This is a genomic window from Burkholderia sp. MS389 (genome assembly GCF_016899425.1).
GTDB lineage: Bacteria > Pseudomonadota > Gammaproteobacteria > Burkholderiales > Burkholderiaceae > Burkholderia > Burkholderia sola.
In genome coordinates, this window is the sequence record NZ_CP045994.1 from 812,110 (window position 1) to 834,701 (window position 22,592).

Below are 22,592 nucleotides of genomic sequence, written 5' to 3' on the forward strand. Positions count from 1 at the left end.
GGCGCGCATGCGCCGGCCCGCTGCCGCCGGCCTTTTCGCCAGGCCCGCTTCTCGATGACCGACGCTTCCGCCCTGATCAGCACGTCCTATTCCCGCTACCTTGCCCGCGCGGCGGCCGCGCGGCCCGCGCTGGCCGAGCAGATCGCCGCGTGGGCGGCCGCGCCGCTCGGCCGCGCGCAGCTCGACGCGCGCCTCACCGCGCTGCTCGCGACGCCCGCCGGCACCGCCGCGGCGGGCGACGAGCAACTGAAGCGCGCGCTGCGGCAGTTGCGCGCCGAGGCGTTCGGCGCGGTCGCGGAGCGCGACCTGCGCGGGCTGGCGGACGTCGCCGAGGTCACGGGCGCGATGACCGATCTCGCCGAAGTGGCCGTGCAGCGCTCGCTCGCGCTGCTGTCGGCCGAACTCGAGGCGCAGTACGGCGAGCCGCGCGGCGCCGACGGCCAGCGCGTCGTGCTCGGCGTGGTCGGGATGGGCAAGCTCGGCGGCCGCGAGCTGAACGTGTCGTCGGACATCGACCTGATCTTCGTGTACGAGGACGACGGCGAGACCACCGGCGGCGCGCGCTCGCCGCTATCCACCCAGGAGTACTTCACGCGGCTCGGCCGGCGCCTGATCGGCGTGCTGTCCGAGGTCACGGCCGACGGCTACGTGTTTCGCGTCGACATGCGGCTGCGTCCGAACGGCGATTCGGGGCCGCTCGTCTGCAGCGTCGGCATGCTCGAGGAATATTTCTACGTGCAGGGGCGCGAGTGGGAGCGCTATGCGTGGATCAAGGGGCGGCTCGTGTCGGAAGGCGACAGCGACGCGGCGCAGCGGCTCGCGGCGCAGCTCGAATCGATCGTCAAGCCGTTCGTCTACCGTCGCTATCTCGATTTCGGCGTGATCGGCGCGATCCGTTCGCTGCATCAGCAGATCCGGCACGAAGCCGCGCGCCGCGCGTCGATGCGGCCCGACAAGGCCGACGACATCAAGCTCGGGCGCGGCGGGATCCGCGAGATCGAGTTCAGCGCGCAGGTGTTCCAGTTGATCCGCGGCGGCCAGGATGCGGGCTTCCGCGTGCGGCCGACGCTCGCGGTGCTGCGGCATGCGCAGGCGCGCGGGCTGATCGGCGACGACGTGCGCGCGCGCCTGGCCGATGCTTATAACTTCCTGCGCACGCTCGAACATCGGCTGCAGTACCGCAACGACGCGCAGACGCACGCGATGCCGGTCGAGCCCGACGAGCGCGCGGCGCTGGCCGCGTCGCTCGGTTTCGCCGACTACGCGGCGCTGATGACGGTGCTGGACGGCCACCGCACGTTCGTCGAAGCCCAGTTCGACCAGATTTTTGCCGACAAGGCGAATGGCGGGCCCTGCGCGGCCGGCGACGACACGGCGGCCGCGTGGATCTGGAGCGGCGCGCTGGCCGACGACGGCGAGGACGACGCGCTGGTCGCGCGCCTCGACGGCCTGGGCTTCGCCGATCCGGCCGCGGTGCTCGCGCGGCTGCGCGCGATCTGGCAATCGTCGCGCTACACCGGGTTGCCGGAAAAGAGCCGGCAGCGCTTCGACAGCGTCGCGCAGCGCGCGCTCGACGCCGCGCCGAAGATCGACGCCGCGCGCCGCGACGACACGATCGTGCGCCTGTTCGACCTGCTCGAGACGGTCAGCCGGCGCGGCGTCTATCTCGCGCTGCTGACCGAATATCCGGCCGCGCTCGACCGCGTGCTGTCGGTGCTCGGCGCGACGCGCTGGGGCGGCGGCTACCTGATCCGCCACCCGCAGCTGCTCGACGAACTGCTCGACGACGAGGCGATCGCGAGCCCGTTCGACTGGCCCGCGTTCAAGGATGCGCTGCGCGCGCGGCTCGCGGCCGCCGACGGCCCCGAGCAGCAGATGGACCTGCTGCGCCACGCGCAGCACGCGGAGGTGTTCCGGATTCTGCTGATCGACCTGGCCGGGCAACTGTCGGTCGAGCACGTGAGCGACCGGTTGTCCGAACTGGCCGACGCGGTGCTCGACGTGACGATCGAGGTCGTGTGGTCGCAACTCGCGAAGCGCCATCGCGACGTGCCGAAGTTCGCGGTGATCGCATACGGCAAGCTGGGCGGCAAGGAGCTCGGCTATGCGTCGGATCTCGACCTGATCTTCCTGTACGACGACCCGGACGAGCGTTCGGCGGACGTCTACACCACGTTTACACGGCGCCTGATCACGTGGCTCACGACCGCGACCGGCGCGGGCGCGCTGTTCGACATCGACCTGCGGCTGCGGCCGAACGGCGAGGCCGGGCTGCTCGTCACCGATCTCGATGCGTTCCGCCGCTATCAGCTGCGCGAGGGCGATGCGGCGAACACCGCGTGGGTGTGGGAGCACCAGGCGCTGACGCGCGCCCGCTACAGCGCGGGCGACGCGCAGATCGGCGCGGATTTCGAGGCGATCCGCCAGCAGGTGCTGACGACGCCGCGCGACGGGGCCGTACTCGCGAAGGAGATCGTCGACATGCGCGGCAAGGTGTTCGCCGGCCATCCGAACCAGACCGACCTGTTTGACCTGAAGCACGACCGCGGCGGGATGGTCGACATCGAGTTCATCGTCCAGTACTGGGTGCTGCTGCATGCGTCGAGCGACGCCGAGCTGATCCGCAATACCGGCAACATCGCGCTGCTGCGCGAGGTCGCGCGCTTCGGGCTGATGGGCGAGGACGAGGCCGAGCGCGTCGGCGCGGCGTACCGCACGTACCGGAAGCTGCAGCACAAGCTGCGGCTCGACGGGATGGAGAAGGCGCGCGTCGATCCGGCCGTGGTGGCGGACGAGCGGGCGGCCGTGACGGCGCTGTGGGCGCGCGTGTTCGGCGGCGCTTGACGGTTGTGTAGCGACGGTCGTGTAGACGGGCGGCCGGCACGGCGCCGGCTGCCGTGCGGGGCGGCCGGTCCGGCCGTGTTGAGAATCGTTTGAGATTGTTTGAGCGGCAGCGCCCGGATCGAAAGAATGCGGGCTTTCCGTTCAACCGGCGCCGCGCGCCCTCAACGATCCCGTACCATCTTGAAACCGTTTCGCCTTGCCTTCGCCACGACGGCGCTGTCCGCGGCTGCCGCCGGACTGTTCTCCGCTTCCGCCCATGCCGCCGAGCCGGCTTCCACGACCCTCACGAACCTGTCGCGCGGCGACGGCCAGTGCCTCGCGTGGCGGCCGGCCGACAACGCGGCAGTGTTCGCCGCGTGCGACGGCGGCGCCGCGCAGGACTGGACCTTCGAGCCGCGCGACGGTTTCCAGCGCATCGTCAACACCGGCGCGAGCGCCGCGCGCGGCACGAAGATGTGCCTGCACGCGGCCGCCGGCGATACCGGCATGGGGCGCGTGGCGGTTGGCGTCTGCAGCGAGGGCGACCAGACGATGCGCGACTGGCGGCCGGACCGCGGCCTGGACGGGCAAGTGGTGTTCGGCAACCGGTACCGGGTCAATACCGGCCGGACGGCCGAGGTGCTGGCCCCGCGCGACGGCGGCGCCGGCGTCGCGACGCAGAACCTGCGCGGCCAGCCGTCGTCGATCTGGAAGTCGGCCGTGTCGATCGCGCCGTCGCAGCGCCCGCTGCTCGGCGACAAGTCCGTGCTGCTGATGGTGACGCACTTCAACGACTCGAAGCCGGCCGATAGCGAGGTCGTGCGCAAGGCGGTGTTCGGCGACGGCGACGATCATTCGTCGCTGCGGCGCTATCTCGAGGTTGCGTCGCGCGGCAAGCTGACGCTGCATGGGCAGACGCTCGACAGCGTGAATCTCGGCGAGCGGCCCGCCATCTGCGATTCGGGCGCGATCCGCACGGCCGCGCGCAATGCAGCGCTCGCGCGCGGCGTGAATCCGGACAAGTTCAACTACCTGTTCGTCGACCTGCCGAGAATGAGCAGTTGCAACTGGGGCGGCCTCGCCGCGACGCCGGGCAACTGGATCCTGTCGAACGCGAGCGGCCACGGCTACTGGATGTGGTCGCACGAATTCGGGCACAACCTCGGCGCCAAGCATCCGGGCTCGCTCGTCGATTGCCCGACGCCGGGCGGCACGGTCGAGGTCGGCGGCGCATGCCGCGCCGGCAAGATCGACGACCCGGCCGACACGATGGGCGGCGGCGGCCGGCGCCTGTATCCGGCGAGCTATCAGCTGTTCGCCGGCTGGCTCGGCGCGGCCGACGTGCCGGAGATCCACGCGGACGGCACCTACCGGCTCGCGCCGCTGTGGGGCGATGTGCCGGGTGCGAAGGCGTACCGCATCGCGCGCGCCGACGGTTCGACGCTGTGGCTCGAGTTTCGTCAGCCGCAGCGCGGCTTCGACGACTGGAAGTCGGACGATCCGTTCGTCAACGGCGTGATCGTGCGGACCGTCGCGCATGGCGGCAACGTCGTGACGAACACGCTGGTCGATGCGATGCCCGGCAGCCCGTCGGGGATGAAGGACGCGCCGCTGATGCCGGGCCACGCGTTGCACGACACGCTGTCGGGCAAGATCATCACCGTCAAATCGGTCGGGCCCGACGGCGCCGTGGTCGACGTGACGAACGACGGCCTGCTGTTGCCGCGGGCCGTGGTGACCGGCCCGCAGCACGCGGCCGCGGGCGCGGCGGTCGTGCTGTCGGGCGCCGCGTCGGTCGGCGAGTCGTTGCGCCATGCGTGGACGGTGCCGGCCGGCATCGACGCACGGCCGGACGGCGCGGAACTGCGCTTCGTCGCGCCGACGCTCGAACAGGACCGCGAGTTCGCGTTCGAGCTGACCGTGAGCAATAAAGACGGCTATACGGCGCGGGCCACCCACGTCGTCAAGGTGAAGGCGCAGGAGATCGTCGCGCCGCCGCGCGCGGCGATCAGCGGGCCGGCGTCGGTCGACGGCGGCGCGACCGTCACGCTGTCCGGCGCGTCGTCGACGGGCAAGGGGCTGACGTATGCGTGGACGGGGCCGGCTGGGGTGTCGATCGTCCAGAACGGCGCGAGCGCGACGTTTACCGCGCCGAAGGCGGCCGACGAGCGTCGCTACGCGTTCAGGCTGGTGGTGACCGATGTACAGGGCCGCCACGCGAACGCGGCGCACGACGTGACCGTGCGCGCGTCGGCGGGCGAGGGCGCAGCCGCGTGGGATCCGAAGAAGACTTACGCGACGCCGTGCCACGAGGTCAGCCATGCGGGCAAGACCTGGCTCAACGGCTGGTGGGTGCTCGGCGACGTGCCGGGGACGGGCGGCGAGTGGGCGGCATGGCGCGAGAAGGGTGTCGCGAACATGCACGCGATGTGCAAGAGCACGTAAGCGCGGCCGCGGCCGCGGCCGCGGTGCGGGCAGCCGTGACGGTGGACGCCGCGGGGTTTGCTGTCATACGCTGCCTCCCGCGGCAACGGGCAGCAGCGCGGCGTCGCGCGGACGCCGCGCGACGCTTCGGCGGGCCGCACGCTTGCGAGCCGGTCAGGCCGCCAGCATTTCCTTCGCGTGCTTGCGCGTGGTGGCCGTGATTTCGAGCCCGCCGAGCATCCGCGCGACTTCCTCGACGCGGCTCGCCTTGTCGAGCGCGACGACCGACGACACCGTGCCGCCGCGCTCGTCGGCGCCTTTCGCCACCTGGAAATGATGGTCGCCGCGCGCGGCGACCTGCGGCAGGTGCGTTACGCACAGTACCTGCCGCTCGCGCCCGAGCTGGTGCAGCAGGCGCCCGACCACTTCGGCGACGCCGCCGCCGATCCCCGTATCGACTTCGTCGAAGATCAGCGTCGGCGTCGGGCTCGCCGCGCTGGCGATCACCGCGAGCGCGAGGCTGATCCGTGCGAGTTCGCCGCCCGACGCGACTTTCGCGAGCGGCCGCAGCGGCACGCCCGGGTGCCCGGCCACGCGGAATTCGACCTGTTCGAGCCCGTGCGGGCCGCCGTCGGCGAGCGGTACGAGCGCGACTTCGAAGCTGCCGCCCGCCATCGACAGTTCCTGCATGCCGGCCGTGACGGCCGTGCCGAGCGCCTTGGCAGCCTGCACGCGCGCCTTCGACAGGCGTTTGGCGTCGGCGAGATAGGCTTCCCGCGCCTTCGCCTGCGCGGCTTCGAGCGCGCCGAGATCGGCGGCCGCGTCGAGCGCGGCGAGCTGCGCGCGGCGGGCCGCATGCTCCTCATGAAGCGTGTCGGGCGGCAGCCGGAACTTGCGGGCGGTCGAGTGCAGCGCGTCGAGCCGGGTTTCGACCTGTGCGAGCCGCTCCGGGTCGAGATCGACGCGCTGCGCATAGTGCGACAGCGAATAGACGGCTTCCTGCAACTGGATCTCGGCCGGCTCCAGCGACGCGAGCGCATCGCCGAGCGCGGTGTCGTAGTCGGCCAGGCTGCGCAGCTTCGACACGATCGCGCCGAGCTGCGCGAGCATCGCGTCGTCGGATTCGGACAGCGCGTTGAGCGCGCCGCGCACGCCTTCGATCAGGTTCGCCGAATGCGACAGGCGCTTGTGTTCGTTGCTGACTTCGTCCCATTCGCCGGCTTGCGGCGCGAGCTTGTCGAGTTCGGCGAGCTGCCACGCGAGCTTTTCGCGTTCGAGCTGCAGTTCGCGCTCGTGCGCCTTCGCGGCGTCGATCGCCTGCGTCGCGTCGCGCCACACGCGCCACGCGCGCGCGACGTTCGCGGCATCGGCGACGAGCCCCGCGTGCGTGTCGAACAGCTCGCGCTGCGCGTCGGGCCGCATCAGCAGCTGGTGCGCGTGCTGGCCGTGGATGTCGACGAGCATCTCGCCGAGTTCGCGCAGTTGCGCGAGCGTCGCGCTGGTGCCGTTGATGAAGGCACGCGAACGGCCGTTCGCGTCGATCACGCGGCGCAGCATCACGGTGTCCTCGGCGTCGAACGCGTGTTCGTCCAGCCAGCGCGCGACGCGGTCGTGCGGCGTGAATTCGGCGGTGATGTCGGCGCGGCCGCACCCGGTGCGCACGACGCTCGCGTCGGCGCGTTCGCCGAGCGCGAGGGCCAGCGCGTCGATCAGGATCGATTTGCCGGCGCCGGTTTCGCCGGAAAAGACGGAAAAGCCGCTGTCGAATTCGAGATCGAGCGCGGCGACGATGACGAAGTCGCGGATCGAGAGGTGGCGGAGCATGGTGTCGGGGGCAGCGGCGTCAGGACGCCTTGTCGTCTTCGTTCGATGCGTGTTCGTTCCAGTGCAGCTTCTTGCGCAGCGTCGTGAAGTAGCTATAGCCGATCGGGTGCAGGAACGGCACCGTGTGCTTCGAGCGGCGCACCTCGATCGTGTCGTTCAGTTCGAGCGACGTGAACGACTGCATGTCGAAGTTCACGTTGACGTCGCGGCCGCCGACGATCTGGATCGCGATCTTCGAATCGTCGGGCAGCACGATCGGCCGGTTCGACAGCGCGTGCGGCGCGATCGGCACGAGCACGATGCCCGCCAGCTGCGGATGGAGGATCGGGCCGGCCGACGACAGCGCATACGCGGTCGAGCCGGTGGGCGTCGCGACGATCAGGCCGTCCGAACGCTGGTTGTACATATAGCGGCCGTCGACCGACGCGCGCAGCTCGACCATCCCGGAGAAGCCGCTGCGGTTCACGACGACGTCGTTGAACGCGAGCGCGTGGTAGATCGGTTCGCCGTCGCGCATGATCCGCGCCTCGAGCAGCGAGCGCTCCTCGCGCTCGAACTTGCCGGCCAGCAGCACGGGGACGAGCGCGTGCATGTCGGATGCCGCGATGTCGGTGATGAAGCCGAGCCGGCCGTGGTTGATCCCGATCAGCGGGGTCCGGTATGGCGCGAGCTGGCGGCCGATGCCGAGCATCGTGCCGTCGCCGCCGAGCACGATCGCCACGTCCGCTCGCGCCCCAATTTCGGCCGGGGTGAGCGCCGGGTAGCCGGCGATGCCGATTTCGCGCGCGGTATCGCCTTCGAAGACGACCTCGAAGCCGAGCCTGGCGATGCTGTCCGCCAGCGTGGCGAGCGGTTCGGCGATGCCGGGCGTGTTGCTCCGGCCGACGAGCGCGACAGTACTGAACTGATTACCGGTTTTCATGCCGGCATTACACCATAGCTCGTGGACGAAAAGAACCGGCTGTACGCCGACGGGGCCGGATCGGGCCGGCCCGCGCAACGGTAGTTGACGCCACTCGCCGCGGTGGCGCGGTTGCGCTAAAATTTTCCACCATGCTAGATCCTCGCGCACGAACCCTCCTGAAAACCCTGATCGAACGGTATATCGCCGACGGTCAGCCGGTCGGCTCGCGCACGTTGTCCCGTTACTCCGGGCTCGAGCTGAGCCCGGCGACGATCCGCAACGTGATGTCCGACCTGGAGGAGCTCGGCCTCGTGTCGAGCCCGCACACGTCGGCCGGCCGCGTGCCGACGCCGCGCGGCTACCGGCTGTTCGTCGATACGATGCTGACGGTCGAGGCGCCGATCGACGCCGAGGCCGTCGCGCGCCAGGTGCAGAACACGCTGCAGGCGGGCGAACCGCAGCAGCGGGTGGTCGCCGCCGCCGCGAGCGTGCTGTCGAACCTGTCGCAGTTCGCGGGCGTCGTGCTGACGCCGCGCCGCAGTCACGTGTTCAAGCAGATCGAGTTCATGCGCCTGTCCGACAAGCGCATCCTGCTGATCATCGTCACGCCCGAGGGCGACGTGCAGAACCGCATGCTCGCGACGCCGCGCGACTATTCGCCGTCGCAGCTGACCGAGGCGTCCAACTACATCAACGCGCATTTCGCCGGCCTGTCGTTCGACGAGGTGCGCCGCCGCCTGCGCGACGAGATCGACCAGCTGCGCGGCGACATGACGACGCTGATGCACGCGGCCGTGACGGCCAGTACCGAGGTGCCCGACACCGAGGACACCGTGCTGATTTCCGGCGAGCGCAACCTGCTCGAAGTGGCGGATCTTTCGTCCGACATGGCGCGGCTGCGCAAGCTGTTCGACGTATTCGACCAAAAGACGGGCCTCCTGCAGTTGCTCGACGTGTCGAGCCACGCCCAGGGCGTGCAGATCTTCATCGGCGGCGAATCGACGCTCGTGCCGATCGAGGAAATGAGCGTCGTCACCGCGCCGTACGAGGTGAACGGGCAGATCGTCGGCACGCTCGGCGTGATCGGCCCGACCCGGATGGCGTACAACCGCGTGATTCCGATCGTCGACATCACCGCGCGGCTGCTGTCGCTCACGCTGAGCCAGCAGTAGCTGCGGCAGCCGACGCCGTCCCGCCATCGTGCCGAGGCGCCGTGCGCGCCGCCAGTCGGCCGAACGGCCAGCCGACCCGAGCGGGATGGCCCGCTATAATTGAGGGCCGTCCGGTCCCGTGCCCCGAGCACGTTCTTGCCCATGCGTTTCGATCTTGAGCCGCCTTCGAGCGTCGCGGCCGCCCATCGCGTCGGTGTGCTGCTGATCAATCTCGGCACGCCCGACGCGCCCACGCCGCGCGCGGTGCGGCGCTACCTGGCCGAATTTCTGTCGGATCCGCGGGTCGTCGAAATCCCGCAGGCCGTCTGGCAGGTGCTGCTGCGCACGGTGATCCTGCCGCTGCGCGGCCGTGCGTCCGCGAAGAAATACGCGGCCGTCTGGATGCCCGAGGGTTCGCCGCTGCGCGTGTACACCGAGCGCCAGACCGACAGCGTGCGGCACCTGCTCGTGTCGAACGGCTATCACGTGATGGTCGACTACGCGATGCGCTACGGCAGCCCGAACCTTGCGCACGCGCTCGCGCAGTTCAAGCGCGCGGGCGTCGAGCGCGTGCTGCTGATGCCGATGTATCCGCAATACTCGGCGTCGACCACGGCCACCGCGTTCGATGCCGCGTTCGCCGCGCTCGCGCGCATGCGCAATCAGCCGGAAGTGCGCACGGTGCGGCACTACGCCGACCATCCGGCCTATATCCATGCGCTGGCCGAGCAGGTTCGGCAGTACTGGACGCAACACGGCCGGCCCGATTTCGCGGCCGGCGACAAACTCGTGCTGAGTTTCCACGGCGTGCCGAAGCGCACGCTCGATCTCGGCGACCCGTATCACGAGCAGTGCCAGCAGACGGGCGCGTTGCTGATGGCCGCGCTCGGGCTGTCGGGCACCGAATGCCGCATCACGTTCCAGTCGCGCTTCGGCAAGGCCGAATGGCTGCAGCCGTACACCGCGCCGACGCTGCGCGAGTTCGGCGAGGCCGGCGTGCGGCGGGCCGACGTGTTCTGTCCCGGCTTCACGGCCGATTGCCTGGAGACGATCGAGGAAATCGGCATGGAAGTGCGCGACGAATTCCTCGCCGGCGGCGGCAAGACCTTCCACCGGATTCCGTGCCTGAACGGCGCGTCGGCGTGGATCGGCGCGCTCGGCGAAATCGTCGCGGAGAATCTGCAGGGCTGGCCGGTCAAGGCCGCGCAGCCCGAAACGGTAGGCTGAGATGGAACGATCCCCACGCTCGCTACGTTCGCTGCTTTCCGACGGGGCGATAAGCCGGCCGGCTACGCAGGCGCAGGCCGATGCCCGGCGAATTCCCTGCTACGCCCTCCTTGGGGCGACCCGGCGGAGGCCGACATGAACTACAAGATTTCCACGGAGCCGGGCGCGAAGCTGCGCATCGACAAATGGCTGTGGGCGGCCCGGTTCTTCAAGACGCGCTCGCTCGCGACCGATGCGGTCGACAAGGGACACGTGAAGATCGGCGGCGCGGCGGTGAAGCCGGCGAAGGACGTGCGGGTGGGCGACGAGGTCGAGATTGCGATCGACGGCATCGTCTGGCACATTGCCGTGCTGGGCGTGTGCGACGTGCGCGGGCCCGCGAGCGTCGCGCAGACGCTCTACGCGGAGACGGAAGCGGGACGGGCCGCGCGGCTCGCCGAACTGGAGCGGCGCCGCACGTATCGCGAGCCGGCGGCCGAACTGCACGGCCGGCCGACGAAACGCGACCGGCGCATCATCGACAGATTCTCTGGTGGGAGCTGAACATCTGGTCGAACGTCGCCCGCGCGCTTCCGTATTCGGTCGTGCGATCGGTGACGGCTCCCGACAGGCAGATGGTGGTGGTGCCGGCGATGAGTACCAGCGCGACCACCGATATCGCAAAGGTCAGTTTCACGGTACTCCCCTCGAGAACAAGGGTGAAAACGGCGCCAGGTGGATGTCACGCGACGGTCAGCTAGGGGTAAACACGCTTTCCGACGCTTGAATGGAGTGTAGTGCAGCCGGCCTGTGCGGAGCTAGTACTTGCCGGGTAAGCGTTGTTACAGGCCGTTTCGCCCGATCCGGCGGACTATGCGACGCCTGCACCCGGAAAACGCCCGGTTGTTTCGCGGCATTGGCGAATGCTGGCGAATGACCCTCTTGAAACCGTAGTTTTCGCCCTTATTTGCACCAGTAATGTGCGGTGCCGCCGGGTATACGTCCGGCGGTCGCCGATTTGGCTTCAACCTCTAATCGACTTTCAGCGACATGGAAAACACGCAAGAGAATCCGGCTACCCAATCGGCCGAAGACATCGGCAGCGAGAAGCAGGCGGCGCAAGGCGCCGCACCCGCCGCCGAAGCTGCCGACGCGGCGCTCGCGGAGGCTCAAGCCAAGGTCGCCGAGCTTCAGGAAAGCTTCCTGCGGGCGAAGGCCGAGACCGAGAACGTGCGCCGCCGCGCGCAGGACGACGTGTCGAAGGCGCACAAGTTCGCGATCGAAAGCTTCGCGGAACACCTGCTGCCCGTGCTGGACAGCCTGGAAGCGGCCGTCGGCGACACCTCCGGCGACATCGCGAAGGTGCGCGAAGGCGTCGAGCTGACGCTGCGCCAGCTGACGAGCGCGCTCGAGAAGGGCCGCGTCGTCGCGATCAACCCGGTCGGCGAGAAGTTCGATCCGCATCAGCACCAGGCCATTTCGATGGTGCCGGCCGAGCAGGAGCCGAACACCGTCGTCACGGTGCTGCAAAAGGGCTACATGATCGCCGACCGCGTGCTGCGCCCGGCGCTCGTCACCGTCGCGCAGCCGAAGTAAGGCAGCGGAGATGGTGCCCGCCGGCGTCGATCCGGCCGCGTTCGACGCGTTCGACATGCAGGCGCTCGACGCCGGCACGTTTGACGCGGCCATCGACGGCGCGGGCGATGCGCTGGCCGTGGTGTTCTTCTGGGGCGTCGACTGCTTCAACTGCGAGATCGCGAAGAAGGCGATGCTCGCGCAGCCCGACGCGATCCTCGCGCTGGACCTGAAGTGGTTCCATTGCAACGTGTACGAACATCATCAGCTGGGGCGCCGCTTCGGATTGCACGGCGTGCCGACGTGGTTCTTCTTCCATCGCGGCAAGCGGCTGGGCCGCGCGACGGGCTGGCATGGCCTCGCCCAGTTCCAGGCGGCCGTCGCGGCGGCACGCGCGAAGATCGTGTCGGGCGGCGATCCGTCGGGCGGCGATCCGTCTGGTGCGATCCGCTAGCCGGCGGCGATTGAAAAAATTTAATATCCGCATCGCTCGTCGGGTCTTGAAAACGGATCGGACGGACGCATTTCGGGAACAGAGTTGAATTCTGGCGTGCGAAACCGCCCAAAACGCGGGGTTTCGTGCAGCAAACAAGCATTTCTGGAGATTAGGAAAAAATGGGAAAGATCATCGGTATTGACCTCGGCACCACGAACTCGTGCGTCGCGATCATGGAAGGCAACCAGGTCAAGGTCATCGAGAACTCGGAAGGCACGCGCACCACGCCGTCGATCATCGCGTACATGGACGACAACGAAGTGCTGGTCGGCGCGCCGGCCAAGCGTCAGTCGGTGACCAACCCGAAGAACACGCTGTTCGCGGTGAAGCGCCTGATCGGCCGCCGCTTCGAAGAGAAGGAAGTCCAGAAGGACATCGGCCTGATGCCGTACTCGATCATCAAGGCCGACAACGGCGATGCATGGGTCGAAGCGCACGGCGAAAAGCTCGCGCCGCCGCAGGTGTCGGCCGAAGTGCTGCGCAAGATGAAGAAGACGGCCGAAGACTACCTCGGCGAGCCGGTCACGGAAGCCGTGATCACGGTGCCGGCGTACTTCAACGACAGCCAGCGCCAGGCGACCAAGGACGCCGGTCGCATCGCGGGCCTCGAAGTCAAGCGGATCATCAACGAGCCGACGGCGGCCGCACTCGCGTTCGGTCTCGACAAGGTCGAGAAGGGCGACCGCAAGATCGCCGTGTATGACCTCGGCGGCGGCACGTTCGACGTGTCGATCATCGAGATCGCGGACGTCGACGGCGAAATGCAGTTCGAAGTGCTGTCGACCAACGGCGACACGTTCCTCGGCGGCGAAGACTTCGACCAGCGCATCATCGATTACATCATCGGCGAGTTCAAGAAGGAGCAGGGCGTCGACCTGTCGAAGGACGTGCTCGCGCTGCAGCGCCTGAAGGAAGCCGCCGAAAAGGCGAAGATCGAGCTGTCGTCGGGACAGCAGACCGAAATCAACCTGCCGTACATCACGGCGGACGCGTCGGGCCCGAAGCACTTGAACCTGAAGATCACCCGCGCGAAGCTGGAAGCGCTGGTGGAAGACCTCGTCGAGCGCACGATCGAACCGTGCCGCATCGCGATCAAGGACGCAGGCGTCAAGGTGTCGGACATCGACGACGTGATCCTGGTCGGCGGCCAGACGCGCATGCCGAAGGTCATGGAGAAGGTGAAGGAGTTCTTCGGCAAGGATCCGCGCCGTGACGTGAACCCGGACGAAGCCGTCGCGGTCGGCGCGGCGATCCAGGGCCAGGTGCTGTCGGGCGACCGCAAGGACGTGCTGCTGCTCGACGTGACCCCGCTGTCGCTCGGTATCGAGACGCTCGGCGGCGTGATGACGAAGATGATCAACAAGAACACCACGATCCCGACGAAGCACGCGCAAGTGTATTCGACGGCGGACGACAACCAGGGCGCCGTGACGATCAAGGTGTTCCAGGGCGAACGCGAAATGGCGGCGGGCAACAAGCTGCTCGGCGAGTTCAACCTCGAAGGCATCCCGCCGGCACCGCGCGGCGTGCCGCAGATCGAAGTGACCTTCGACATCGACGCGAACGGCATCCTGCACGTCGGCGCGAAGGACAAGGCGACCGGCAAGGAAAACAAGATCACGATCAAGGCGAACTCGGGCCTGTCCGAGGCTGAAATCGACCAGATGATCAAGGACGCGGAAGCGAACGCAGCGGAAGACCACAAGCTGCGCGAGCTGGCCGATTCGCGCAACCAGGGCGACGCGCTCGTCCACAGCACGAAGAAGGCGCTGACCGAGTACGGCGACAAGCTGGACGCGGCCGAGAAGGAAGCGATCGAAGCGGCGCTGAAGTCGCTCGAGGACGCGCTGAAGGACACGTCGGCCGACAAGGCGGCGCTCGACGCGAAGGTCGAGGAGCTCGGCAAGGTCTCGCAGAAGCTCGGCGAGAAGATGTACGCCGACATGCAGGCCCAGCAGGCGGGTGCGGCCGGCGCGGCCGGTGCGACGGAAGGTGCGGCTCATGCGGGTGGTGCGCAACAGGCTGCCGACGACGTCGTCGACGCCGAGTTCAAGGAAGTGAAGAAAGACTAAGCCGGGTTGCCATGGCACCGCACGCCGCGCGCGACACGCGCGCGGCGCGGCTGAACAGCGGTCTGTCTTTCCTTCCGGATGGCCGGATCGACTCCACGCCTGGCGGGCTTCGCGGCCCTCCGGGCACATTTGTTTTTTGGCGGGTGCTGCGCGAGCCGTCCGCGGACGGTGCAGCGCCAGACGAGTCGAGAGACTTTACTGCGGGCGAAAGGAGCCGCCGCGTGCGCGATGCGTGGCGGCACAGTGAATCGATATGGCGAAACGGGATTACTACGAGGTTCTGGGCGTCGCGAAGAATGCGAGCGACGACGAAATCAAGAAGGCATATCGCAAGCTTGCGATGAAGTACCACCCTGACCGCAATCCGGACAGCAAGGATGCGGAAGAGCATTTCAAGGAGGCGAAGGAAGCCTATGAAATGCTGTCGGATGGTCAGAAGCGGGCCGCGTACGACCAGTACGGCCACGCGGGCGTCGATCCGAACATGGGCGGTGCGGGTGCACAAGGCTTCGGCGGCTTCGCGGATGCATTCGGCGACATCTTCGGCGACATCTTCGGCCAGGCCGCGGGCGGCGCCGCCCGGGGCGGCCGCGGCGGCCCGCAGGTGTATCGCGGCGCCGACCTGCGCTACAGCATGGAAATCACGCTCGAGCAGGCCGCGCACGGCTACGACACGCAGATTCGCGTGCCGAGCTGGGTGTCGTGCGAAGTCTGCCACGGGTCGGGCGCGAAGCCCGGCACGAAGCCGGAAACCTGCCCGACCTGTCACGGCCAAGGCACGGTGCGCATGTCGCAGGGTTTTTTCAGCATCCAGCAGACCTGCCCGAAGTGCCATGGCACGGGTACCTACATCCCCGAGCCGTGCGCGCATTGCCACGGGTCGGGCAAGGTGAAGGAAACCAAGACGCTCGAAGTGAAGATCCCGGCCGGGATCGACGACGGGATGCGGATCCGCTCGGCCGGCAACGGCGAGCCGGGCATCAACGGCGGGCCGCCGGGCGACCTGTACGTCGAGATCCACATCAAGCCGCACTCGGTGTTCGAGCGCGACGGCGACGATCTCCACTGCCAGATGCCGATCCCGTTCACGACCGCCGCACTCGGCGGCGAGATCGAGGTGCCGACGCTGGCCGGCCGTGCGTCGTTCCCGGTGCCGGAAGGCACGCAGTCGGGCAAGACGTTCCGCCTGCGCGGCAAGGGCATCAAGGGGCTGCGCTCGAGCATCGCGGGCGATCTGTACGTGCACGTGCAGGTCGAGACGCCCGTGAAGCTGACCGACACCCAGCGCGACCTGCTCAAGCAGTTCGAGAAGTCGCTGGCCGAGGGCGGCGCGCGTCACAGCCCGCAGAGCAAGAGCTGGTTCGACCGTGTGAAGAGCTTCTTCGAGTAATGGCATGACTGAAGGCAACGAGAGCGCGTCGTTCGCGCTCTTGGACGATTGCGACTCGACCGCGTCCGCGCGGTCGAGTCGTTTGTATTCGGGCTTCGTGCACGAACGCGTGTGCACGGACCCGGCGCAGCTCGACGCGATCGATGCGGCGGTGGCGCAGGATCTGCGCGACGGGCTGCATGCGGTCGTCGTCGGCGATTACGAATTCGGACGCAACCTGCAACGAGCGCAGTCGGGCCACGCCCCGCTGCGCTTTTTGCTGTATGCGCACTGTGAGCGGCTGTCGCGCGACGACGTCGACGCATGGCTCGCGCAGCAGGACGGCGGCGGCCCGCCGTCGATCGCGGGCGTCGCGCACGTCGCGAAGAGCGTGTCGCGCGATGCGTTCGACGCGGCGATCGCCGCGGTGCACGACGCGCTGCGTGCGGGCGATTCGTATCAGGTCAATTACACGTACCGGCTGAATTTCGATGTGTTCGGCACGCCGCTCGCGCTGTACCGGCGGCTGCGCGCGCGCCAGCCGGTGCGGTACGGCGCGCTGATCGCGCTGCCCGACGGCGCATGGGTCGTATCGTGCTCGCCGGAGCTGTTCGTCGAGAAGCACGGCGATGTACTGCGTGCGCGGCCGATGAAGGGCACCGCACCGCGTTCGGCCGATCCGCGCGAAGATGCGGCCGCCGCCGCGTTCCTCGCGAACGATCCGAAGAACCGCGCGGAAAACGTGATGATCGTCGACCTGCTGCGCAACGACGTGTCGCGGATCGCGCGCACGGGCAGCGTCAAGGTGCCGGCGCTGTTCTCGGTCGAGCCGTATGCGTCGGTGTGGCAGATGACGTCGACGGTCGAGGCCGGCTGGCGCGACGGCACGACGTTCGCGCAGATGCTGCGCGCGCTGTTCCCTTGCGGATCGATCACGGGCGCGCCGAAGTACAAGACGATGCAGTTGATCGACGCGATCGAGTCGACGCCGCGCGGGCTCTATACCGGCGCGATCGGCTGGCTCGATGCGCCGAAGGAAGACGCGGGCGATGCAACGCCCGACGGCGCGGCCGGTTGCGGCGATTTCTGCCTGTCGGTCGCGATTCGGACGCTGACGCTGGATGCGGACGGCGCTAGCAATGACACGGACGGCACGGGTACCGCCACCGCGGCAGCCGGCCGGCGACGCGGCACGATGGGCGTCGGCGCGGGCATCGTGCTCGACAGCGTCGCGGCCGACGAATATGCGGAGTGCCAATTGAAAGCACGATTCCTGACGGACGCCGACCCCGGCCTCCAGTTGTTCGAAACGACGGCCGCCACGCGAACGGACGGCATCCGCCATCTCGATCGCCATCTCGCGCGGCTGCAACGCAGCGCGGACGCATTCGGCTTCCGTTTCGACGCTGATGCGCTACGCCGGGAGATCGACGCACGCTGCGCGGCGCTCGACGGCGACGGCGCGTACCGGATGAAGCTCGCGCTGGCGAAGGACGGCACGATCGAGATCATCGCGGCGCCGCTCAAGCCGCTGCCGGCGGGGCCGGTCGGCGTGCTGCTGGCAGCCGAGCATGGCTTCGCGCCGACGCGCACCGACGACGCGCTGCTGCTGCACAAGACCACGCGCCGCGCCGAATACGACCGCGCGTGGCAGGCGGCGGAGGCGCTCGGCGGGTTCGACATGCTGTTCGTCAACGAGCGTGGCGAGGTGACGGAAGGCGGGCGCTCGAACGTGTTCGTGAAACTAAATGGTGTGTGGGTGACGCCACCGTTGTCGTGCGGCGTGCTGCCGGGCGTGATGCGCGGTGTGCTACTCGACGATCCGGCAGTAGGCGCCAAAGAGCGTGTGCTGACGCTCGACGATGTGCTGAACGCCGACGAGCTGATGATCTGCAATGCGTTGCGCGGGCCGATGGCAGCGCGGCTGATTCACGGCTGCGCACCGGCCTGAACGCGAATTACTTCTGCGGCGTACATTGCCAGCTTTGCACGACGGCGTGATCGGCTCGGGTAGCGGTCGTTCTCGAAAGTTGCAATGACGGTTCCGACGCGGATACTCCGGTCGCCGCCTGCTTTTTTTCGGTCGCCAGATGGCGGTAGGGCCGACGGAAGTATAGATCGTGACCAGCGCGACGCCCTCACCATCGCCTGCCAGCTTTGGCCCGACGAGTTCAGCCGCCTTTTCATACACATGAGCCATCTTTTGCCGCTCCTTCGATTGACGAAGGTTCGATGGTCGCCGCGACGAAGGCGTGTAGAAATAGGACGAGTTATAAAATACGCGTTGTCCGGTCATGCAGTACGAGAAACGGCGTACTGCATTGCCGGTCAGCTCAGCGAGTGTGCTGCAGCGAACGCCGGCAGTGCGCCATGGCGCTGCCGGCCCACTCAGAACGAGTGTTCCGGGCCCGGAAACGACCGATCCTTCACCGCGCTCACATAGGCTTCGACGGCCGCCTGAATGGTCGGCTGCCCGTGCATGAAATCCTTCACGAAGCGCGGCCGCTTGCCGGGAAACACGCCGAGCATGTCGTGCAGCACGAGCACCTGCCCCGAGCAGTCGGCGCCGGCGCCGATGCCGATCGTCGGGATCTTCAGCATGTGCGTGACTTCGGCCGCGACGAGCGTCGGTACCGCTTCGAGCACGACGAGCTGCGCACCGGCATCCTCGATCGCGCGCGCGTCGCGCAGCAATTGCGCGGCGCCGGCTTCGGTCTTGCCCTGCACCTTGAAGCCGCCGAACGCATGCACCGACTGCGGCGTGAGGCCGAGGTGCGCGCACACGGGCACCGAGCGTTCGACGAGGAAGCGGATCGTATCGGCGAGCCATTCGCCGCCTTCGAGCTTGACCATCTGCGCGCCCGCGCGCATCAGCTTGACCGCGTTCGCGAACGCGTCGGCCGGCGTCCCGTACGTGCCGAACGGCAGATCGGCGACGACGAGCGCGCGCGGCTGCGCCCGGGCGACACAGGCGGTGTGGTACGCGATGTCGTCGATCGACACGGGCAGCGTGGTCGAGTGGCCCTGCAGCACGTTGCCGAGCGAATCGCCGATCAGCAGCACGTCGGTGCCGGCGCGATCGAGCAGCGCGGAAAAGCTCGCGTCGTAGCACGTGAGCATCGCGATCTTCTCGCCGGCGTCGCGCATTGCCTGCAGCTTGGGGACCGTCACGGCAGGCCGGCTCGATTCCTGGAGATAGGTCATGGGAAATCCGGGTCGGTGGTGAGAAACGACAGGCGAGGACGCGTCAGCGCGTCGTCTCGCCCTTGACGAAGAATTCCTTGCGGCCGCGCATCGTCTCGATGCGCTCGACCAGCAGGGCGAGATCTTCGGGGGAATCCAGCGGGTTCAGGTGTTCGGCTGCGACCGTCAGCACCGGCGTGCGGTCGTAGTGGTAGAAGAATTCGTTGTACGCGTCGACGAGCGAGCGCAGGTACGCGTCGCTGATCTGCAGCTCCATCGGCGTTCCGCGCTTCTGGATGCGCGAGAACAGCACTTCGGGGCTGGCCTGCAGATAGACGACGAGATCGGGCGACGGCGCCTGCGGCACGTCGACGTGCGTGGCGACCGAGCGATACAGCTGCCACTCGTCTTCCGGCAGGTTCAGCCGCGCGAAGATGTCGTTCTTCTGCGGCATGAAATCGGCGATGACGGGGCGGCCCGTGTCGAGCGCACCGATCAGCTCGCGCGCCTGCTGCGCGCGCTGCAGCGCGAACGACAGCTGGACGGGCAACGCGTAGCGCGCGGTGTCGCGATAGAAGCGTTCGAGGAACGGGTTGTCCTGCGGGCGCTCGAGCAGCGTCTGCATCGACCAGCGCTCGCCGAGCAGCCGCGCGAGCGTCGTCTTGCCGACGCCGATCGGGCCTTCGATCACGAGATAGCGGTGCGGGGCGCGCAGGTCGGGCGCGGTGACGGTCAGCGGAGTCGAGTTCATCGGCAGCGGGTCTTGTCGGCGTCTTCGCCGGCAGCGAGCGCCTTTTGCATCGGGCACTGGCAGGTTTGCACCTTTTCGACGCGCTGATCCGCGACGGCGGCGAGAAAGGCGTCGGCACGGCCGCGCGCGGGGATGTCGAGCGCCGGCTCGATCTCGACGAGCGGCACGAGCGCGAACGCGCGGTCGGTGAGGCGCGGGTGCGGGACGATCAGGTCGGGTTCGTCGATCGAATCGGCGCCGAACAGCAGGATGTCGAGGTCGAGCGTGCGCGGCGCATTGCGATACGGGCGCTCGCGGCCGAAGTGATGTTCGATCTTCTGGCAGAGCGCGAGCAGCTCGCGGGCCGACAGCGTCGTGTCGAGCTTGACGACGCAGTTGTAGTAGTCGTCGCCGCCCGCTTCGAACGGCGCCGTGCGATACAGGCTCGATTTGCCGAGGATCGAGATGGTGCGCTGCTGCGCGAGGCACACCACCGCGTCCTTCAGGGTCTGGCGCGCATCGCCGAGATTCGCCCCCAGTCCGATATATGCAACCGTCATGGCATCACTTCCTACGTCGTTCGCCGGCGCGCGCGTCAGTCGTCGGAACCGCTCGCGGTATCTGGCGCCTGCTCGGCGGCACCTTCGCCCTGCTGGCGGTTTCGCGCACCGCCGCGGCGGCGCCGCTTGCGGGGCGATTTTTCCTTCGAGCCGCCCTGCGTGAGCAATGCCTCGCGAGCGGCCGCGTCGCCTTCGATGAAATCCGTCCACCACTGTCCGACTTCCGTCTCGAGCTCGCCGGATTCGCAGCGTAACAGGAGGAAATCATACCCCGCTCTAAACCTTTGGTGTTCCAGCAGCCGCATCGCGCTGCGGCCCGAGCGTTTCTCCAGGCGCAGCTGCAGGCCCCAGATCTCGCGCATGTCGGCCGAGTAGCGCTTGTGGATCGCAAGTTTCTCGGTCTGCATGTCGAGCACGTCGTCCATCGCGCGATGGAGCGCCGGCACCGGGATTTCGCCCGCCGCCGTGTATTGCTCGAAGCGCTGGCGCATGTCGTGCCACAGCAGCGTCGCGAACAGGAAGCCCGGCGACACCGGTTTGCCGGCGCGCACGCGCGCGTCGGTGTTGTTCAGCGCGAGCGTGATGAACTTCTCGCCCTGCGGCTGTTCGAGCACGACGTCGAGCAGCGGCAGCAGTCCGTGGTGCAGCCCTTCCTTGCGCAGCCGCTGCAGGCACGCGAGCGCGTGGCCCGACAGCAGCAGCTTCAGCATTTCGTCGAACAGGCGCGCGGCGGGCACGTTGTTGATCAGGTCGGCGAGCGCGTGGATCGGCTCGCGCGTATGCGGCTCGATCTCGAAATCGAGCTTCGCCGCGAAGCGCACGACGCGCAGCATCCGCACCGGATCCTCGCGAAAGCGCGTGGCCGGATCGCCGATCATCCGCAGCAGGCGGGCGCGTACGTCGGCCATCCCGTCGTGATAGTCGAGCACCGTCTGCGTCGACGGGTCGTAGTACATCGCGTTGATCGTGAAGTCGCGGCGCGCGGCGTCCTCGTGCTGCTCGCCCCACACGTTGTCGCGCAGCACGCGGCCGCTCGCATCGACCGCGTGCGTGCGGCGATCGAGTTCGTCGCGCTTCAGGCGCCTCGGCGGCTCGGCCGTGGCCGCCGCCGCGGCCGCCTCGGGCGGTGCGTCGACCAGCGCGCGGAACGTCGAGACCTCGATCAGTTCCTGGCCGAACTGCACGTGGACGATCTGGAAGCGGCGGCCGATCAGGCGCGCGCGGCGGAACAGGCGCTGCACCTCGGTCGGCGTCGCGTCGGTCGCGACGTCGAAGTCTTTCGGCGCGATGCCGAGCAGCAGGTCGCGCACCGCGCCGCCGACGATGAACGCGCGGAAACCCGCCTGCTGCAGCGTGTCGGTCACGCGCACCGCGTTCTTCGAGATCAGCGCCGGGTTGATACCGTGCACGCTGGCCGGCACGACGGTCGGCTCATGGTTGCTGCGCGGTTTCTTCGCGCCGCCGCCGCGGGCGCCCTTCGGCGCGCGCGGGGCAGCAGGGGCCGCTTCGTCGGCCGGGGCCGCCGCGGGGGACGTTTGCTCGGTTTCGTCCTGGCCGAGCAGCTTTCGAATGAATTTTTTGATCACGACGTTCAGAAGAGATCGAGGATACGCCAGCCGCGGGTGCTTGCATGCGCACGCAGCGTGTCGTCAGGGTTGGTCGCGATCGGGTCGGTGACTTTCTCGAGCAGCGGGATGTCGTTGTGCGAGTCGCTGTAGAAGTAGCTGTGTTCGAAGTCGTCCCAGTGCTTGCCGAGCGACGCGAGCCATGCTTCGGTGCGCACGATCTTGCCTTCGCGATAGCTCGGCGTGCCGGTCGGTCGGCCCGTGTACGGCGAATCGGGATGCCCGTCGGTCGTTTCGACCTCGCACGCGATCAGCGTGTCGACGCCGAACGCGGTCGCGATCGGGCGCGTGATGAATGCGTTGGTCGCGGTCACGACGCAGCACAGGTCGCCCGCATCGAGGTGCTTGCGTACCAGTTCGAGCGCGGCGGGCGTCATCGCGGGGCGGATCACCTCGTGCATGTACTGCTCGTGCCACTCGGCGAGTTGCGCGCGCGAATACTTCGCGAGCGGCGTGAGCATCGCGCACAGGTACGCATGGATGTCGAGCTGGCCGGCCTTGTAGTCGGCGAAGAACTGGTCGTTCTGACGCGAGAAGCTTTCCGCGTCGACGATGCCGAGCTTCACCATGAAGCGACCCCATTCGTGGTCGCTATCGGTCGGGATCAGCGTGTGATCGAGGTCAAAGAGTGCCAGATTAGTCATGGAAGC

General features: G+C 68.2%; 18 protein-coding genes. 10 read left to right on the top strand and 8 right to left on the bottom strand.

The features are described 5' to 3' along the window. Nucleotides 1–54: 54 nt before the first annotated feature. A complete protein-coding gene (gene glnE, locus GJG85_RS03730; protein ID WP_050011773.1) occupies nt 55–2,844 on the top strand; it encodes a bifunctional [glutamate--ammonia ligase]-adenylyl-L-tyrosine phosphorylase/[glutamate--ammonia-ligase] adenylyltransferase in 2,790 nt (929 codons plus the stop codon). A 180-nt stretch (nt 2,845–3,024) separates the two neighbouring features. Continuing rightward, a complete protein-coding gene (locus GJG85_RS03735; protein ID WP_235356143.1) occupies nt 3,025–5,268 on the top strand; it encodes a carbohydrate-binding protein in 2,244 nt (747 codons plus the stop codon). A gap of 153 nt (nt 5,269–5,421) precedes the next feature. On the opposite strand, the gene recN is transcribed toward GJG85_RS03735, so the two are convergent. Together recN and GJG85_RS03745 are read right to left on the bottom strand one after the other, a co-directional pair. After that, the gene (gene recN / locus GJG85_RS03740; protein ID WP_050011771.1) at nt 5,422–7,071 is read right to left on the bottom strand and encodes a DNA repair protein RecN; all 1,650 of its coding nucleotides are present in this window, start codon (nt 7,069–7,071) and stop codon (nt 5,422–5,424) included. A gap of 19 nt (nt 7,072–7,090) precedes the next feature. Further along, the gene (locus GJG85_RS03745) at nt 7,091–7,993 is read right to left on the bottom strand and encodes an NAD kinase (protein WP_050011770.1); all 903 of its coding nucleotides are present in this window, start codon (nt 7,991–7,993) and stop codon (nt 7,091–7,093) included. Nucleotides 7,994–8,124: 131 nt separating this feature from the next. Here GJG85_RS03745 and hrcA point away from each other — a divergent pair, with 131 nt between their 5' ends. The 3 genes from hrcA to GJG85_RS03760 all read left to right on the top strand — a co-directional run bounded on the left by hrcA (nt 8,125) and on the right by GJG85_RS03760 (nt 10,896). Continuing rightward, on the top strand, nt 8,125–9,147 hold the full coding sequence (gene hrcA / locus GJG85_RS03750; protein ID WP_011544637.1) for a heat-inducible transcriptional repressor HrcA: 1,023 nt from the start codon (nt 8,125–8,127) through the stop codon (nt 9,145–9,147). Between the two features lie 141 nt (nt 9,148–9,288). Next, nucleotides 9,289–10,353 carry a ferrochelatase gene (hemH, locus tag GJG85_RS03755; RefSeq protein WP_050011769.1) on the top strand — a complete coding sequence of 355 codons (1,065 nt, stop codon included), beginning with the start codon at nt 9,289–9,291 and terminating at the stop codon, nt 10,351–10,353. A gap of 135 nt (nt 10,354–10,488) precedes the next feature. Next, a complete protein-coding gene (locus GJG85_RS03760; RefSeq protein ID WP_043189537.1) occupies nt 10,489–10,896 on the top strand; it encodes an RNA-binding S4 domain-containing protein in 408 nt (135 codons plus the stop codon). Here the strand turns inward: GJG85_RS03760 and GJG85_RS03765 are convergent. Continuing rightward, a complete protein-coding gene (locus tag GJG85_RS03765) occupies nt 10,868–11,029 on the bottom strand; it encodes a hypothetical protein (RefSeq protein WP_162838112.1) in 162 nt (53 codons plus the stop codon). The two genes, GJG85_RS03760 and GJG85_RS03765, sit on opposite strands and share 29 nt — an antisense overlap. A 353-nt stretch (nt 11,030–11,382) precedes the next feature. Here GJG85_RS03765 and grpE point away from each other — a divergent pair, with 353 nt between their 5' ends. The 5 genes from grpE to GJG85_RS03790 all read left to right on the top strand — a co-directional run bounded on the left by grpE (nt 11,383) and on the right by GJG85_RS03790 (nt 17,795). Then, nucleotides 11,383–11,928, top strand: coding sequence for a nucleotide exchange factor GrpE (gene grpE / locus GJG85_RS03770; protein ID WP_050011768.1), 546 nt, complete (start codon nt 11,383–11,385; stop codon nt 11,926–11,928). 10 nt (nt 11,929–11,938) lie between these two features. After that, nucleotides 11,939–12,361 (top strand): thioredoxin family protein, encoded by a 423-nt coding sequence (locus GJG85_RS03775; RefSeq protein ID WP_089488181.1) that lies wholly within the window; start codon nt 11,939–11,941, stop codon nt 12,359–12,361. Nucleotides 12,362–12,522: 161 nt separating this feature from the next. Beyond that, a complete protein-coding gene (dnaK, locus tag GJG85_RS03780; RefSeq protein WP_050011766.1) occupies nt 12,523–14,475 on the top strand; it encodes a molecular chaperone DnaK in 1,953 nt (650 codons plus the stop codon). Between the two features lie 253 nt (nt 14,476–14,728). Beyond that, the gene (gene dnaJ / locus GJG85_RS03785) at nt 14,729–15,865 is read left to right on the top strand and encodes a molecular chaperone DnaJ (RefSeq protein ID WP_050011765.1); all 1,137 of its coding nucleotides are present in this window, start codon (nt 14,729–14,731) and stop codon (nt 15,863–15,865) included. Between the two features lie 4 nt (nt 15,866–15,869). Continuing rightward, nucleotides 15,870–17,795: a bifunctional anthranilate synthase component I family protein/class IV aminotransferase gene (locus GJG85_RS03790; RefSeq protein ID WP_204383668.1), complete on the top strand. Its 1,926-nt coding sequence runs from the start codon at nt 15,870–15,872 to the stop codon at nt 17,793–17,795. A 437-nt stretch (nt 17,796–18,232) separates the two neighbouring features. Here GJG85_RS03790 and panB read toward each other — a convergent pair whose 3' ends face one another. The 5 genes from panB to GJG85_RS03815 are packed head-to-tail and all read right to left on the bottom strand — an operon-like array spanning nt 18,233 to nt 22,586. Continuing rightward, nucleotides 18,233–19,048, bottom strand: coding sequence for a 3-methyl-2-oxobutanoate hydroxymethyltransferase (panB, locus tag GJG85_RS03795; RefSeq protein ID WP_089488184.1), 816 nt, complete (start codon nt 19,046–19,048; stop codon nt 18,233–18,235). Nucleotides 19,049–19,091: 43 nt separating this feature from the next. After that, nucleotides 19,092–19,778, bottom strand: coding sequence for a deoxynucleoside kinase (locus GJG85_RS03800; protein WP_050011762.1), 687 nt, complete (start codon nt 19,776–19,778; stop codon nt 19,092–19,094). Next, nucleotides 19,775–20,317, bottom strand: a complete 543-nt coding sequence (gene folK / locus GJG85_RS03805; protein ID WP_034187173.1) for a 2-amino-4-hydroxy-6-hydroxymethyldihydropteridine diphosphokinase — start codon at nt 20,315–20,317, stop codon at nt 19,775–19,777. The genes GJG85_RS03800 and folK overlap by 4 nt, the downstream gene beginning before the upstream one ends. A 35-nt stretch (nt 20,318–20,352) precedes the next feature. Further along, nucleotides 20,353–21,903 carry a polynucleotide adenylyltransferase PcnB gene (pcnB, locus tag GJG85_RS03810; RefSeq protein WP_050011761.1) on the bottom strand — a complete coding sequence of 517 codons (1,551 nt, stop codon included), beginning with the start codon at nt 21,901–21,903 and terminating at the stop codon, nt 20,353–20,355. Between the two features lie 5 nt (nt 21,904–21,908). Continuing rightward, complete coding sequence (locus GJG85_RS03815; protein ID WP_050011760.1) at nt 21,909–22,586, bottom strand: HAD family hydrolase; 678 nt, start codon at nt 22,584–22,586, stop codon at nt 21,909–21,911. Nucleotides 22,587–22,592: the final 6 nt, after the last annotated feature.

Excerpts from the sequence above, each read along its gene's own strand:
- dnaJ (WP_050011765.1), top strand. The coding sequence starts at position 14,729 with ATGGCGAAACGGGATTACTACGAGGTTCTGGGCGTCGCGAAGAATGCG.
- grpE (WP_050011768.1), top strand. The coding sequence starts at position 11,383 with ATGGAAAACACGCAAGAGAATCCGGCTACCCAATCGGCCGAAGACATC.
- hrcA (WP_011544637.1), top strand. The coding sequence starts at position 8,125 with ATGCTAGATCCTCGCGCACGAACCCTCCTGAAAACCCTGATCGAACGG.
- recN (WP_050011771.1), bottom strand. The coding sequence starts at position 7,071 with ATGCTCCGCCACCTCTCGATCCGCGACTTCGTCATCGTCGCCGCGCTC.
- GJG85_RS03760 (WP_043189537.1), top strand. The coding sequence starts at position 10,489 with ATGAACTACAAGATTTCCACGGAGCCGGGCGCGAAGCTGCGCATCGAC.
- GJG85_RS03790 (WP_204383668.1), top strand. The coding sequence starts at position 15,870 with ATGACTGAAGGCAACGAGAGCGCGTCGTTCGCGCTCTTGGACGATTGC.
- glnE (WP_050011773.1), top strand. The coding sequence starts at position 55 with ATGACCGACGCTTCCGCCCTGATCAGCACGTCCTATTCCCGCTACCTT.
- GJG85_RS03775 (WP_089488181.1), top strand. The coding sequence starts at position 11,939 with ATGGTGCCCGCCGGCGTCGATCCGGCCGCGTTCGACGCGTTCGACATG.
- GJG85_RS03815 (WP_050011760.1), bottom strand. The coding sequence starts at position 22,586 with ATGACTAATCTGGCACTCTTTGACCTCGATCACACGCTGATCCCGACC.
- GJG85_RS03800 (WP_050011762.1), bottom strand. The coding sequence starts at position 19,778 with ATGAACTCGACTCCGCTGACCGTCACCGCGCCCGACCTGCGCGCCCCG.
- panB (WP_089488184.1), bottom strand. The coding sequence starts at position 19,048 with ATGACCTATCTCCAGGAATCGAGCCGGCCTGCCGTGACGGTCCCCAAG.
- folK (WP_034187173.1), bottom strand. The coding sequence starts at position 20,317 with ATGACGGTTGCATATATCGGACTGGGGGCGAATCTCGGCGATGCGCGC.
- GJG85_RS03745 (WP_050011770.1), bottom strand. The coding sequence starts at position 7,993 with ATGAAAACCGGTAATCAGTTCAGTACTGTCGCGCTCGTCGGCCGGAGC.
- dnaK (WP_050011766.1), top strand. The coding sequence starts at position 12,523 with ATGGGAAAGATCATCGGTATTGACCTCGGCACCACGAACTCGTGCGTC.
- hemH (WP_050011769.1), top strand. The coding sequence starts at position 9,289 with ATGCGTTTCGATCTTGAGCCGCCTTCGAGCGTCGCGGCCGCCCATCGC.